The organism is Mycobacteriales bacterium (assembly GCA_035995165.1).
Taxonomy (GTDB): domain Bacteria; phylum Actinomycetota; class Actinomycetes; order Mycobacteriales; family CADCTP01; genus CADCTP01.
In genome coordinates this window covers 67631-81194 of record DASYKU010000093.1, presented here as the reverse complement: position 1 = coordinate 81194, position 13564 = coordinate 67631, and the positions used below count along the sequence as shown (strand labels likewise).

The 13564-nt window shown below is 74.4% G+C and carries 12 protein-coding genes; 2 read left to right on the top strand and 10 right to left on the bottom strand.

The window, feature by feature from the left end; all coding sequences use genetic code 11:
• The first annotated feature begins 740 nt into the window (after positions 1-740).
• On the top strand, positions 741-2165 hold the full coding sequence (locus VGP36_15475; protein ID HEV7656115.1) for a glucose-6-phosphate dehydrogenase (NADP(+)): 1425 nt from the start codon (positions 741-743) through the stop codon (positions 2163-2165).
• Here VGP36_15475 and rdgB read toward each other — a convergent pair.
• Both rdgB and rph read right to left on the bottom strand, forming a co-directional pair.
• Positions 2162-2782: an RdgB/HAM1 family non-canonical purine NTP pyrophosphatase gene (gene rdgB, locus VGP36_15470; GenBank protein ID HEV7656114.1), complete on the bottom strand. Its 621-nt coding sequence runs from the start codon at positions 2780-2782 to the stop codon at positions 2162-2164. The two genes, VGP36_15475 and rdgB, sit on opposite strands and share 4 nt — an antisense overlap.
• Entirely contained in the window at positions 2779-3501 is a 723-nt protein-coding gene (gene rph / locus VGP36_15465; GenBank protein HEV7656113.1) for a ribonuclease PH, read from the bottom strand. The genes rdgB and rph overlap by 4 nt, the downstream gene beginning before the upstream one ends.
• Before the next feature lie 23 nt (positions 3502-3524).
• Here rph and VGP36_15460 point away from each other — a divergent pair, with 23 nt between their 5' ends.
• On the top strand, positions 3525-3929 hold the full coding sequence (locus VGP36_15460; GenBank protein HEV7656112.1) for a YjbQ family protein: 405 nt from the start codon (positions 3525-3527) through the stop codon (positions 3927-3929).
• On the opposite strand, the gene VGP36_15455 is transcribed toward VGP36_15460, so the two are convergent.
• The 8 genes from VGP36_15455 to VGP36_15420 form a co-directional block, all read right to left on the bottom strand.
• Entirely contained in the window at positions 3926-4675 is a 750-nt protein-coding gene (locus VGP36_15455) for an MBL fold metallo-hydrolase (protein HEV7656111.1), read from the bottom strand. The two genes, VGP36_15460 and VGP36_15455, sit on opposite strands and share 4 nt — an antisense overlap.
• Positions 4676-4778: 103 nt before the next feature.
• Positions 4779-5588 (bottom strand): glutamate racemase, encoded by an 810-nt coding sequence (murI, locus tag VGP36_15450; GenBank protein ID HEV7656110.1) that lies wholly within the window; start codon positions 5586-5588, stop codon positions 4779-4781.
• Between the two features lie 25 nt (positions 5589-5613).
• Positions 5614-6588 carry a hypothetical protein gene (locus VGP36_15445; protein HEV7656109.1) on the bottom strand — a complete coding sequence of 325 codons (975 nt, stop codon included), beginning with the start codon at positions 6586-6588 and terminating at the stop codon, positions 5614-5616.
• Positions 6589-6648: 60 nt separating this feature from the next.
• Positions 6649-7209 carry an ATP/GTP-binding protein gene (locus tag VGP36_15440; protein HEV7656108.1) on the bottom strand — a complete coding sequence of 187 codons (561 nt, stop codon included), beginning with the start codon at positions 7207-7209 and terminating at the stop codon, positions 6649-6651.
• 31 nt (positions 7210-7240) lie between these two features.
• Entirely contained in the window at positions 7241-7702 is a 462-nt protein-coding gene (locus VGP36_15435; protein HEV7656107.1) for a DUF742 domain-containing protein, read from the bottom strand.
• Between the two features lie 34 nt (positions 7703-7736).
• On the bottom strand, positions 7737-8171 hold the full coding sequence (locus VGP36_15430; GenBank protein HEV7656106.1) for a roadblock/LC7 domain-containing protein: 435 nt from the start codon (positions 8169-8171) through the stop codon (positions 7737-7739).
• Positions 8168-12220, bottom strand: coding sequence for a nitrate- and nitrite sensing domain-containing protein (locus VGP36_15425; protein HEV7656105.1), 4053 nt, complete (start codon positions 12218-12220; stop codon positions 8168-8170). The genes VGP36_15430 and VGP36_15425 overlap by 4 nt, the downstream gene beginning before the upstream one ends.
• Complete coding sequence (locus VGP36_15420) at positions 12207-13412, bottom strand: hypothetical protein (protein HEV7656104.1); 1206 nt, start codon at positions 13410-13412, stop codon at positions 12207-12209. Before VGP36_15420 ends, VGP36_15425 begins: the two co-directional genes overlap by 14 nt.
• Positions 13413-13564 lie beyond the last annotated feature (152 nt).

Genomic DNA, 13564 nt, shown 5'->3' with positions numbered 1-13564 from the left:
AGCTCGGCCGGCGCCAGCTGCGGCGGCCGGCCCGGCGGGATGGCGGCGCTCATCGGTCGCCGCCGGACAGGTCGGCCGCCTCGTCAGTGTTCGAGGACAGGGGTCGGTAGTCAGGGGTCGGTACGGTCTGGTCGGGCATCGGGCTTGCTCCCGGTGTCAAGGGCCCGGCCGGTGTGCAACCACCGCGTCCGGGCCCGCCTGCGTGCGGGCGTCCTCTGTGGACGGTCGTGCTAACCAACTGCTAACGGACGGCGCTCTACGCCGCTGCACTGGCCGTCATCGGCGGACCTCGCTCCACAGGGAAAGTGCAGGCCAGAGCCTTAGTTTCTGGACCAGGGGCGATCGGGCCGCACCGGTCGCGTGGGGGTTCGAGTCCCCCCTCCCGCACGATCTCGGCTACCCATGCTCGCGGAGGGCGCTCGCCGGGTCGATCGTCATGTCTGCCGCGGGGCCGAGCCCCGCGCACCCACGGTGCGGCGGCCGGCGGTGGGTGGGTGGTGCCGGGTGGTGCCTTCGCTTCGCTCGGCGTTTCCTTCGCTTCGCTCGGTTGGGGGATTCCTTCGCTTCGCTCGGTGGGGGATTCCTTCGCTTCGCTCGGTGGGGGTTTCCTTCGCTTCGCTCGGTGGGGGGATTCCTTCGCTTCGCTCGGTGGGGTTTTTCGCTTCGCTTGGTGGGGGTTCTGGGGGTTCTCTTCGCGTGGCGGGGGCATGCGGTTCGGGTGGTGGGGGGAGAGTTCTCTCGTGGCTGATGACAAGAGTGTCGTGTTCGTGTTGTTCGGGGCTACCGGGGATCTGGCCAAGCGGATGGTGTTGCCGGCGTTCTTCCAGCTGGCGCAGCACGGCCTCATGCCGGAGAACTGGCTGCTGATCGGCAACGGGCGGGGGGACGTCTCGCACGAGGACTTCAGCGGCGCGGTGCACGACGCGCTGACGGAGTTCGGGCCGAAGCCGGAGGACGGGCCGTGGGACGAGTTCTCGAAGCGGCTGCGGTTCGCCGGCGGCGGGTTCGAGAAGGACGACCCCGGCAGCCTGCTCGACGTGCTCGAGGACGGGAAGAAGGACCTCGGCCAGGGCGCCCGCTACATCCACTACCTCGCGATCCCGCCCTCGGCGTTCGGCAAGATCACCGAGGGGCTGGGTGAGCACGGGCTGGCCAAGGGGTCCCGGGTCGTCTACGAGAAGCCGTTCGGCACCTCGCCGGAGGACTTCCGGAAGCTGGACGAGACCGTCCACCGGGTGCTCGACGAGGAGCAGGTCTTCCGGATCGACCACTTCCTCGGCAAGGAAGGCACCCAGGACCTGCACGCGCTGCGCTTCGGCAACAGCATGTTCGAGCGGCTCTGGAGCGCCGAGCACGTCCGGGCCGTGCAGATCGACGTGCCCGAGACCCTCGACATCGCCGACCGGGCCGCGTTCTACGACGCCACCGGCGCGCTGCTCGACATGATCGTCACCCACCTGTTCCAGCTCGCGGCCGAGGTCGCGATGGAGCCGCCGGCCTCGCTGTCCGCGGCCGACCTGCAGGCCGCCCGCGAGGACGTCATCGCCGGGTTCCGGCCGCTGGACCCGGCCGAGGTCGTGCTCGGGCAGTTCGAGGGCTACCGGGACACCGAGGGCATCGCGCCGGACTCGACGAGGGACACGTACGTGGCCGCGCGGCTGTGGATCGACACCCCGCGCTGGCAGGGCGTGCCGTTCCTGCTCCGGACCGGCAAGCAGCTGCACGGCGACGCCCAGCAGATCAGCCTGGTGTTCAAGGAGCCGACCGGGCCGCTGGCGGACAAGCTGCCGGCCGACGGCACGGTGCTGACCGTCTCGGTGTCCGGGTCGGGCGAGATCGACCTGCGGATCGTGGTGAAGCGGCCCGGACCGGACCTGGTGCTCACCTCCGGGACGGCGAAGCTGGCGCTGACCGACGTGCCCGACGGCGACCCGCTGCCGCCGTACGTCCGGCTGATCCACGACGTGGTCACCGGCGACCGCTCCCTGTTCACCCGCCCGGACGGGCTCGCGCACGCCTGGGACGCGATCACCCCGATCCTGGAACACCGGCCCGAGGTCCAGCCGTACGCGCGCGGTTCCTGGGGTCCCGAGGCCGCCGACGCCCTCGCCGAGCCGGACGGCTGGCTCCTCGGCGGCGACACCAAGGGCCCGGGCCGCGACTAGACGGGGCTAGTCCTCGGAGGGGCCGAGAGGGCGGTGGCGACGAGAGGGGCGAGGGCGCGGAAGGCCTTGCCGCGATGACTGATCGCGTCCTTCTCGGCCGGGCTCATCTCGGCCGTGGTGCGGGTCTCGTGGTCGGGGACGAAGATCGGGTCGTAGCCGAAGCCGTTCGTGCCCCGCGGCGCGCGCAGCAGGGTGCCGGCCATCTCGCCCCGGACCACGTGCTCGGCCCCGTCCGCCGTCACCAGCACCGCCGCGCAGACGAACGCGGCCCCGCGCCGCTCGTCCGGCACGTCCCCGATCTGCTCCAGCACCAGGCGCAGGTTGGCCGGGTCGGAGGCGGCCGAGCCGGCCCAGCGCGCGGACAGCACCCCCGGCATCCCGTTCAGCGCGTCCACGGCCAGCCCGGAGTCGTCCGCGACCGCCGGCAACCCGGTCCGTACGGCCGCCTCCCGCGCCTTGATCAGCGCGTTCTCCTCGAAGGTGGCGCCGCTCTCCGGCACCTCCTCGTACGGCGGGACGTCACCGAGGCCGAGCACCTCGACCGCGAGCAGCGGCTCCAGGATCCGGCGCAGCTCGTCCAGCTTGGCGGCGTTGCGGGTGGCGAGGACGAGCTTCACGACGCGAGGGCGGCCTTCTGGATGTCGGCCAGCTGCGCGCAGCCGGCGACCGCGAGGTCGAGCAGCTGGTCGAGGGTGGCCCGGTCGAACGGCACGCCCTCCGCGGTGCCCTGGACCTCGACGAAGTCGCCGGCGCCGGTGCAGACCACGTTCATGTCGGTGTCCGCGGCGACGTCCTCCAGATACGGCAGGTCGAGGCGGGGCTCGCCCTCGATCACCCCGACGCTCACCGCCGCGACCGAGGTGATCAGCGGCTCGGGCCGGGCCAGCGACTTGCGGGCCCGCAGGTAGGAGACCGCGTCGGCCAGCGCCACGTACGCCCCGGTGATCGAGGCCGTCCGGGTCCCGCCGTCGGCCTGCAGCACGTCGCAGTCGATCGCGATCGTGTTCTCGCCGAGCGCGCGCAGGTCCACCGCGGCCCGCAGAGACCGGCCGATGAGCCGGCTGATCTCGTGCGTCCGGCCGCCGATCTTGCCGCGGACCGACTCGCGGTCGGAGCGGGTGTGGGTGGCCCGGGGCAGCATCGAGTACTCCGCCGTCACCCAGCCGAGGCCGCTGCCCTTGCGCCAGCGCGGCACGCCCTCGGTCACGCTGGCAGCGCAGAGCACCTTGGTGTCCCCGAACTCCACCAGCGCCGATCCCTCGGCGTGCTTCTGCCAGTGCCGGGTGATGGTCACCGGCCGCAGCTCGTCGGGCTTCCGTCCGTCCGGTCGCGTCACGGCCGCCACCCTAGACTGCCCCTGTGCGCTCCGAGACGCTCACCATCCGTACGGGGGACCGGCCGGTGGTCCGGGACATCACGGCCGAGTGCGCCGACTTCGTCTCCGCCGAGGGCGACGGCCTGCTGCACGTGTTCGTCCCGCACGCGACCGCGGGACTGGCGATCCTCGAGACCGGCGCCGGCAGCGACGACGACCTGCTGGCCGCCCTGGCCGAGCTGCTGCCCGCCGACGGGCGCTGGCGGCACCGGCACGGCACCCGCGGGCACGGGCGGGACCACGTGCTGCCCGCGTTCCTCCCGCCGTACGCGAGCGTGCCCGTCCTCGGCGGCCGGCTGCAGCTCGGCACCTGGCAGTCGATCTGCCTGGTCGACACGAACGGCGACAACCCCCAGCGCCAGGTCCGCCTCTCCTTCCTGCCGGGCTAGATCTCGTAGACCGTGCCGGCGGTGACGAGCTCGGTCTGCGCGAACGCGGCGGTCGCCTCGGTGCGGACTCGGTCGCGGTCGGTCCAGGGCGGGATGTGGGTGACGAGCAGCCGCCCGACGCCGGCCTTGGCCGCGTGCTCGCCGGCCTCGCGCCCGGTCAGGTGCAGGTCCGGCGGATGCGGCATGTCCTCGGTGCAGGACGCCTCGCAGAGCAGGATGTCGGCGTCCCTGGCCGCGGTGACCAGGCCCTCGCTGACCCCGGTGTCGCCCGAGTACGTCAGCGAGCGCCCGCCCGCCGACACCCGGACCGCGTGCGTCTCCACCGGGTGGTTGACCCGCTCGAACCGCAGCCGGAACGGCCCCAGCTCCCGCTCCCCCCGCGTCACCGCGGCGAAGTCGAACACGTCCCGCAGCCCACCCCGGGCCGCCGGGTCGTACGCCAGCGCCATCCGGTCGTGCGTCCCGTCCGGGCCGAGGACCGGGATCCGGTGGGCGCCGGTCATCCCGTACCGCCGGTGCACGACCATCGCGGTCAGGTCCAGGCAGTGGTCGGCGTGCAGGTGGGACAGCACGACCGCGTCCACGTCGGCCGGGTCCAGGTGCTGCTGCAGCGCCCCGAACGCACCGCTGCCGAGGTCGAGCAGCACCCGGAAGCCGTCCTGCTCGACCAGGTACGACGAGGCGGCGCTGGCCGGCCCCGGAACGCTGCCCGAGCAGCCGACAATCGTCAGTCTCACTCTGCCCATTGTTCGCCACCGGCCGGGCGCCCCTCCTCCGCGCCTCTGGGCTGAGCGCGGCGGCGGGCCGGCGGGCGCTCCGGTCCAGCCGCCGCCGCGCCCGGCCGTCCGCTCACACCGGCACCGTAGCGGCGTCGACGGTGCCCACCTCCGGTCCCAGGAAGCGGCGGGCGAGGCGGTGGAACGGCTCCGGGTCGCCGGTGGCCAGGAACCGGTGCGCCGGCGGCCCGGACTCCTCGTCCCGGAGCAGGTCGTTCGCGGTCAGCACCCGGTAGACATCCTTCGCGGTCTCCTCGGCGCTGGAGACCAGCGTCACGCCCTCGCCCATGGACAGCTGGATCACGCCGGTGAGCAGCGGGTAGTGCGTGCAGCCGAGGACGAGCGTGTCCACGTCGGCCGTCGCCAGCGGGGCGAGGTACGCGTCGGCCAGACCGAGCACCTGCCGCCCGCTGGTCCGCCCCCGCTCCACGAAGTCCACGAACCGGGGGCAGGCGGCCGCGGTGACCTGCACGTGCGGCGCCGCCGCGAACGCGTCCTGGTACGCACCGCTGGCGATGGTCGCGGCCGTCCCGATCACCCCGACCCGCCCGGTCCGGGTGGCCGCGACCGCCCGCCGGACCGCGGGCAGCACGACCTCGACCACGGGAACGTCGTACCGTTCCCGGGCGTCGCGCAGGCAGGCCGCGCTGGCCGTGTTGCAGGCGATCACCAGTAGCTTCACGCCCTGCTCGACCAGCGCGTCCATGACGGCCAGCGCGGTCCGGCGGATCTCCGCGATCGGCAGCGGCCCGTACGGCCCGTGGGCGGTGTCGCCGACGTAGAGCACCGGCTCGTCCGGCAGCTGGTCCAGGATGGCCCGGGCCACGGTGAGACCGCCCACCCCGGAGTCGAAGACCCCGATCGGCAGGTCCCGGTCGGTCACCGTGCTGCTCCGCTTCGCTCCCGGCTCACTCCGCCGATTCCCGGCTCCAGCTGGAGGCGAGCGTCGGGTTCTCCCGCAGCAGCTGGGCCAGCCGGGTCACGGTCTGGCTGGTCTCCTCGGGCAGGGGCGGGCGGCCGTCGGCCACCAGCCGGACCGCACCGGGGTTGCCCGGCCGGGCCGGGCCGCCGGGGCTGCCCGCGCGGACGGGACCGGGCTCGGGCGCACCGGCGCCCGACGGCCCCCGCTCCCTCGACCAGAGCGTGTTGTGCCAGGACGACCCGGACCACCCGGAGCCGGGCTCGTCGTCGTGGGGCGCCGCGTGCCGCCCGTTCACGTGCTCCCGGGACGGCATCAGGTCCCGCCCGGCCGGCTCGAAGACCGGGTCCCCGGCCGGCACCGAGCTCTCCCGGGGCACCGCCCCGTACGCCGGGCCGCGCGGCGTCTCCCGCCCGCCGGCCTCGAAGACCGGGTCGCCGGCCGGCAGCCCGCGCCCGTACGGCGCCGTCTCCGCCTGCTCGCGCGCCGCCGCGATCTCCCGGCTGGAGGCGAACCCGCCGCCGGGCCCGAACGCCGAGTTGGTCCCGGCGTCGGCGAAGGCCGGCTCCCGCAAGGGCAGCGTCTCCCGCTGCACCGGCCGTGCCGGCGCTGCCGCCGTGGGCACCACCTCGGCCCGGTCCACCGGGCCCGCGGCCACCGCGGCCGGAGAGCCGGCGATGACCACACCGGTCTCCACGCTGCCGGCCCGCTCGGTCACCCGCACGACCGGGCGGCCGGCCCGGCCATCCGCGATCGCCACCATCACCGACAGACCCGGATGGCGGCGGACCACCGTCGCCACCGCGTCGAGTACCTCCCCGAGCCGGTCGTCCACCCCGGCCGGTCGTGTCACCACAGGCTCGACAGGCTCCTCCGCCGCCGGCGTCGCCCGGATCGGCCGGCCGAACCGGTCGAACTCCTCGCGCCGCTGGAGCCGGTCCAGCCGGTCGTTGATGTCCGCCACACCCTCCCCCGTCGGTTCACTTGGTTCCCCAACGCCCCGCTCCATCACGGTGGGTAGTGGTCACCCCACCGATCCGGTTCCTGCCCGCCGCGCCCGAGCCAAGGCCTGGTCCAGCACGACGAGCAGTGCGTCCCGTACGGACAGCTTGTCACGTGCGTCGAACGTTATGAGCGGAACGGCATCATCGATCGCCAAGGCCCACCTGATCGAGGGAAGGTCGTGGGCGACCAGACCGTCGAAACGGTTCACGGCGACTACGAAGGGCAACCCCAGCCGCTCGAAATAGTCCACCGCCGGGTAGCAGTCGTCCAGCCGCCGGCTGTCGACGATGACCAGTGCGCCGATGGCGCCGATCGCCAGGTCGTCCCACATGAAGCCGAAGCGGTCCTGGCCGGGCGTACCGAAGAGATAGAGCTTCAAGCTCTCGTCGATGGTGATACAGCCGAAGTCCATCGCGACCGTCGTGGTCCGCTTGCCCGGGACCTTGGTGATGTCGTCGATGCCGGCCGAGGCCGCGGTCATGTCGGCCTCGGTGGTCAGCGGGCTGATCTCCGAGATGCTGCCGACGGTCGTCGTCTTGCCGACACCGAACCCGCCCGCGATGACGATCTTGACAGGCAGCGGGGGCCGGCGGCGGGGCGCCCGGCCGAGCTCAGCCGATTGCGCGGAGACCACGGATCACCCTCAGCAGCGTGTCGACGTCCGTCGAGGCGTCGGAGTTCGGCAGGTAGACCGACAGGTGGCCGTCCGCGGACAGGTCCCCGACCAGGACCCGGACGACGGCGAGGTGCAGCGAGAGCTGCGCGGCGATCTCCGCGACCGACAGCGGGTTGCCGCAGAGCGAGACGATGTCGCGGCGCTCGAACCCGAGCTGCCGGACCGCGGTCCGGCCCCGCTCGGTGGTGATCACCTGCGTCTCGATCGCGATCGAGGAGTCCTCCCCGGCGACCCGGCCCGCGGTGAGCAGGAACGGGCGCAGCGTCGCGCCGTCGGGCACCCCGACCGGATCCGGGTCGGCGGCGGCGCCGAGGGCATCGGCCGCCTCGGACGCGAGGAACGGCCGGACCAGCGCTCCCTTGGGGCGCTCCGGGGGTTCGGTCGGGTGCTTGGTCACGGGTCCGTGGGGGTCGGGTGTCGCGGTCGGGTGGTCAGTCGCCGAGGGAGTTCTTCAGCTCGTTGATCAGCTGCGGGGTCAGGGCCGCACCGGCGCGGGTCGCGAACAACGTCATCTCGTACGCGATGTTGCCGAGGTTCGCGGTCTTGGCCGCGATCACGCCGAGCACCGAGCCGCTGCTGATCGCCGACACCAGCAGGTAGCCGTGGGCCATGTCCACGATCACCTTGTTCAGCCCGCCCAGCTGGTACGCCCGGGCGGCACCGCCGGCGAGGCTGGTGATGCCGGAGGTGATCGCGGCCAGCCGGTCGGCGCCACCGCGCTCCTGACCGGCGGACATGGCCATCAGCAGGCCGTCCGAGGAGACCGCGATGGCCTCCAGGACACCGGTCGTCTCTGCGGCGAACTTGCCGAGCAGCCAGTTGAAGTTCTGCGCCTCGGCACTCAGGCCGTACGCGGTGTGGCTCACCTGGCATCCTCCTCGTCCGTCTCGGCCGTCCCTGCCGTGGTGTGGTCGTCGCCCACCTGCAACGCCCGCTGTACGCCCGCCTCGAACTCGTCCACCAGCGACCGGGCCGCAGCCGCGGCCTGCTCGGCCGCGTCCCGCTCGGCCGCGCCGGGCTCGGCCGGCACCAGCTCGGTGCCGTCCAGCTCGGTCACGTCCACCGCCGCCGGATCCGGGACACCCGGTCTCGCCGCCCTTGCGCCTGCGGGCATCTGCGCTCCGGGTACCCGGCGTACCAAGCCGCCGTCCCCCGTGGCGTCCAGCTTGCCCGCTTCGGGCGCCGCCTCCACGCTGCCGTTCGGGCTCGGCTCGTTGATCCGGTCGCCAGCGGAATCGGGACCGCGTTCCCCGCTCGGGGACCGTTCGGGCGCGGTCGGCGGGGTGACGGCCGCTGCCGGCTGCTCCTGTCCGAGCCCGGGCGACGTGGTCTCGGACGGCGGGGCCGGGGTCGCGAGGGGCCGGCGGCGCTCCAGCGGGCGTGGGTCGGGGCGGCCGCGCGGCGGGTCGGGCCGGGCCACCCCCGCGTCGATCCGCCGCGGCACCAACGGAACCCCCTCGTCCCTGCTCTGCTGCAACTCCACCGCCGGTGGGTCCTCAGAACGGCGCGGGCCGGGGACCGCCGACGCGGGCCGCTCGAAGAACGGACCCGGGTCGGACGCCATCGCCGCGGGCCGCTCGAGCGGAGCCGGGTCGGGGACCGCCGGCGCGGGCTGCTCGAAAAGCGGGCCCGGGTCCGGGGCCTTCGCCGCCGGGCGCTCGACGAGCGGACCCGGATCGGGCGCCTCTGCCGCCGGGCGCTCGACGAGCGGACCCGGATCGGGCGCCTCTGCCGCGGGGCGCTCAGCGAGCGGAGCCGGGTCGGGCGCCGCCGGCGCCGGGCGCTCGAAGAGCGGAGCCGGGTCGGGCGCCTTTGCCGCGACCTCGTCGAAGCGCGCCAGCGCCTGCCGTACGCCGGTCTCGAACTCCTCGACCAGGGCGCGGGTCTGCTGCGCGCTCTCCGGGTCGTCCGGGTCGATCGTCGTCCACGGGGCCAGGCCGGCGGCCTCGGCGTCCACGAGGAACCCGTCGCCGCCGTCGGCGCCGGTCTCCCGCCGGGCCCGCTGTACGCCGCCCTCGAAGTCCTCGATCTCGCGCCGGGCGTCGTCGGCGGACGGCGCCGGGGCCGCCTCCTCCGGCTCGGTCCGGCCCGCGGCGCCGGTGTCGGGGTGCTGCGCGCCCCGGACCCGCCGCACCATCCCGGTCGCGCCCCGCGGCCGCACCGGCTCCGGGCCGGCCACGCTCCCGGACGCCGCGGGCGCCTCCCGGAACGGGGACGCCTGCCTCGCGGCCAGCTCGGCGGCGACCGACGCGGTCGGTCGGGGCGAGAACGACCTCGCCCGGGCCGGGACCAACGCCGGCTTCCCCGCCCCGGCCTCAGCCGCGACGCCGTTCGCCTCCCCCTCGGCGGACGCACCGTCCGCCTCCACCCCGGCGACGGCGCCGTTCGCCTCCACCTCAGCGGACGCACCGTTCGGCGCGACCTCGGCGGCGACGCCGTTCGCCTCCGGCCCGGCGGCTGCGCCGTTCGTCGTGCCCTCGGCGGACGCACCGTCCGCGGCGGCCCGGCCGGACGCACCGTTCGGCGCGACCTCCGCAGGAGCACCGTTCTCGGCGACCTCCACAGAGGCGATGTCCGCGGCGGCTACGCCGTGGGTGGCCGCCTCGGCGGGGACCGGGTCGGCGACCTCTGCTGCACGCGCGACGCCATTCGCAACCACGGCGTTCGCAGCAATGCCGTTCGCGGCCGGCGCTTCCTCGACCGTCACGTCCTGCACCGGCACGTCCTGCACCGACGCCCCGGCACCCGGCGCCTCAACAACCGGAACCCCGGCACCCGGCGTCCCGACGGCGGGCGCCGGCTCGGTGACCGGCGCCGCTCCGTTCGAGATCCGAGCTGCGTCGGCCCGACGACGCGCGTCAGCAGGTGCCGGCACCGCGGACCGGTTCCGTACCGGCAACGGCGGCAGCACCGCCCCCCCGGCCGCCCCCTGAGCCCAGTCCGCCGACCCCTCGACCGAGTCCCACCAGCCCCGGCCGTCCTCGCCCCCACCCGGCGCCGACGCCGGAGCAGGAGCAGGAACGGGCGCAGGCTCCGCCTCGGCCGGAGGGTCCGACCGCACGACGTGCCCGGCCGGTACACGGACCTCCGCCGTCACCCCGGTCCCGGGCGTCGGCGCCAGCAGCACCTCGATCCCGTGCCGCCGCGCCAGCCGCCCGACCACGAACAACCCCAGTACGTCGGTCGGCGCCAGGTCGAGTCGCTCCCGCGAGACCAGCCGCCCGTTCTCCGCGGCCAGCTGGTCGGTCGTCATGCCGAGCCCGTGGTCGACGATCCGGATGACCACCCCGTCCCCGGCCACGGACTGCGCGTCGACCTCGACCTCGGTGTGCGGCGGCGAGAACGAGGTGCCGTTCTCCAGCAGCTCGGCCAGCAGCAGGATCACGTCGGGGGTGACGTTCGGGGTTAGCAGCGCGCCGTCGACCTCGCCGAGCCGGACCCGCTGGAAGCCCTCGATCTCGCCGAGCGCGGACCGGATCGTGTCGGCCACGGTCAGCGGCTCGCCGGTGATCTGCTGGTCGGTCGCGCCGGAGAGCACGACCAGCGAGTTGGCGTTGCGGCGCAGCCGGGTGGAGACGTGGTCGAGCCGGTAGAGGCGGTCCAGCAGCGCCGGGTCCTGCTCGTTGCGCTCCAGCGAGTCGATCATCGCCAGCTGCCGGCCGACCAGGTTCTGGGTGCGGCGGCCGACGTTGCCGAACATCGTGGCCACGTTCTGCCGGCTGACCAGCTGCCGCTCGACCAGGCTGGTCGCGACCTGCTGGACCCGGTTGAACGCCTGGGCCAGCTCGCCCAGCTCGTCGGCCGTCCCGACCTGGACCGGGCGCAGCTGTGGCACCGCGGCCTCGGGGTCGTCGCTGTCGGCGACCCGGACCAGCTCCTGCTGGGCGACGTCGGCGACCTCGTCCGCGGACGCGGTCAGCCGCCGCAGCGGCCGCGCGATCGACCGGGTGATCAGGACCGACAGCACGGTGGCGCCGGTCAGCAGCAGCAGCGCGACACCGATGCCGATCCCGGCCAGCCACCGGTCGGTCCGGGCGGACTTCTGGGCCTCGGTCACGGCCTGGTTGGACACCTGCGTCTCGACCAGCCGGCTCAGCGAGGTCAGCGACTCCACCTGGGGCAGCAGGTCGGCGGCGACGGTCACGTCGATCGTGCTGGACGCGCTGCCGACCAGGCCGCCCAGGTAGTTGTTCAGCCGGGTGCTGGACTGCCCGTCCTCGACCTGTTCGTAGAGGGCGACGGCGCTGGGCTGGGCCAGCTCCTTGAACGTGTCCTCCTCCCGGTCCTCCAGGGCCAGACCCCGGCTGACCAGGCCGATCACCCGGGCGGTGATGCGCCGGCCGGGCTCGATGAACAGCGCCGAGCCCTCGGCCGCGGTGGCCTCGTCGTGCCGGATGATCGAGTCCAGCGCGACCTGCTGGCGGCCGGCCTCGGTGAGCAGGTCCGCGTCCTCGGTCAGCCGCAGTACGTCGATCAGCCCGTTGGTGGCCTGGCTGAAGTCGTCGAAGACCTCGATGCCCGGGGCCTGCTTGGACAGCACCCGGTCGCGCAGCCCGCCGAGGCCGGCGGTGGAGTCGATGCCGCGCAGCACGATCGCGAGCTCCTCGTCGCCGTCGGCGTAGTCACGGGTGAGCTGGCTGGTCAGCTCATGCACCCGGGCCGTACGGGTGACGACGCGGTCGCGGTCGACGTCGCCGGTGAGGAACCCGAGCGAGGCCAGCCGCTCCTGCTGCAGCTCCTGGACCAGCTCGGTGATCCGGGTCGCGCGCTCGACCACGCCGGCCGCGTCGCCGGAGTGCTCGGCCGCCAGCACCCGGCCGGCCACCAGCGGCACCGCGCCGGCGATCGCGATCAGCAGCAACGGCAGCACGAGCAGGACCAGCTTCTGCCGGACCCGCAACCTACCGAGCAGCACGGGCACCTCCGGAGCGCTCGGCCGGGGCCGGCACGGCAGTGTCGTCGACGGATCGGTGCCGGGTCTCGACCGGGTCCGGCTCGGCGTGCCGGCGGCCCGGCCCCGGCTCCGGCTCCGCAGGCCGGCTGCCCGGCTCCGGCTGGGCGTGCCGGCTGACCCGGCCCGCGACCGGCGGGAACCGGCGCCAGACCAGCGTGGCCAGCCCGACTGCGACCAGGACGCCGATCCCGGCGGCGACCAGCGCGACCAGCTTGGTCCGGGTCGCGTCCCCGGCCCGGATGGCCAGCAGCGCGTCGAGCTGCCCGAGCGTCGCCCGCTGCAGGTCCAGCGCGGCCCGCTGCAGCGTGTCCTGGTCGGCGGCGAGGTCGGTGGGCGACCGCTGCGGCGGCGGGGCCAGCAGCGAGGTCGACGGCGCGACCGCGTCCACCGCGGTCCGGAAGTTGTCCAGCTGCCGGGTCAGCCCCGACCCGAGGGTGGCGCTGCGGGTCATCGCGAACGCCTTGAGCAGCCCGTCGGACAGGTCGGTGGCGTCGGTGGCGATCCGGTTGCGGGCCGCGGCCAGCTGGGCCTGCGCGGCCGGGTCCGGGGTGCCGCCGGTGGCCGTGAGTACGGACAGGTCCGCGTACCGCCCCGAGTCGACGAGGATCTCCGGGATCCGCAGCAGGCTGGCGTTCATGACGTAGTAGCCGTCGATGGCGGGGTCCAGGATCAGCCGGGAGTTGTCACCGACGGTCCGGTTGAGCTCCATCAGCTGCGTGTTCAGGTCGCTGTACTGCGTGTACGCCACGGACGGCTGGGGCCAGCCGGTCCGCCCGACCCGGTCGGTCACGGTGGCCCGGGCGCTGATCCAGCGGTCGGTGGTGCCCAGCGGCCCGCCGAGCCGGGTGTCGGCGCGGTCCACCGCGGCCAGCGCGTCGCGGACCCCCTCGGCGTCGACCGGACGGCCGCGGACGGCCGCGGACTGGGCCTCGGTGGTCGCGGCCAGCAGGACGGTCAGCGGCTGGAGGTAGTCCGCCCCGCGCCGCTCGTCCGCGGTGAAGGACCCGGATGCGCTCGCGCTCGACCAGACCTGGGCGCACAGCACCGCCAGCGGTGCCAGCACGGCCACCGCCACGGCGACCGCGGTCGCGATCCGGGCGGGACGCCGCCCGGATCCCCGCCCGGATGCGGTCGAGGTGGAGCTCAGGGACATCCAGTCCTTCCTGCTTCTCCCCCGTTGGTCCTGCTCAGACGGGCTGGTCCGACTGGCCGCACAGTATCCGACTTTGGGCGCACGGTGGCCCGGACCCCGGATGAGAATTGCTTCTCACCCGATGTCTGTCACCCACACGGCTATGAGTGACG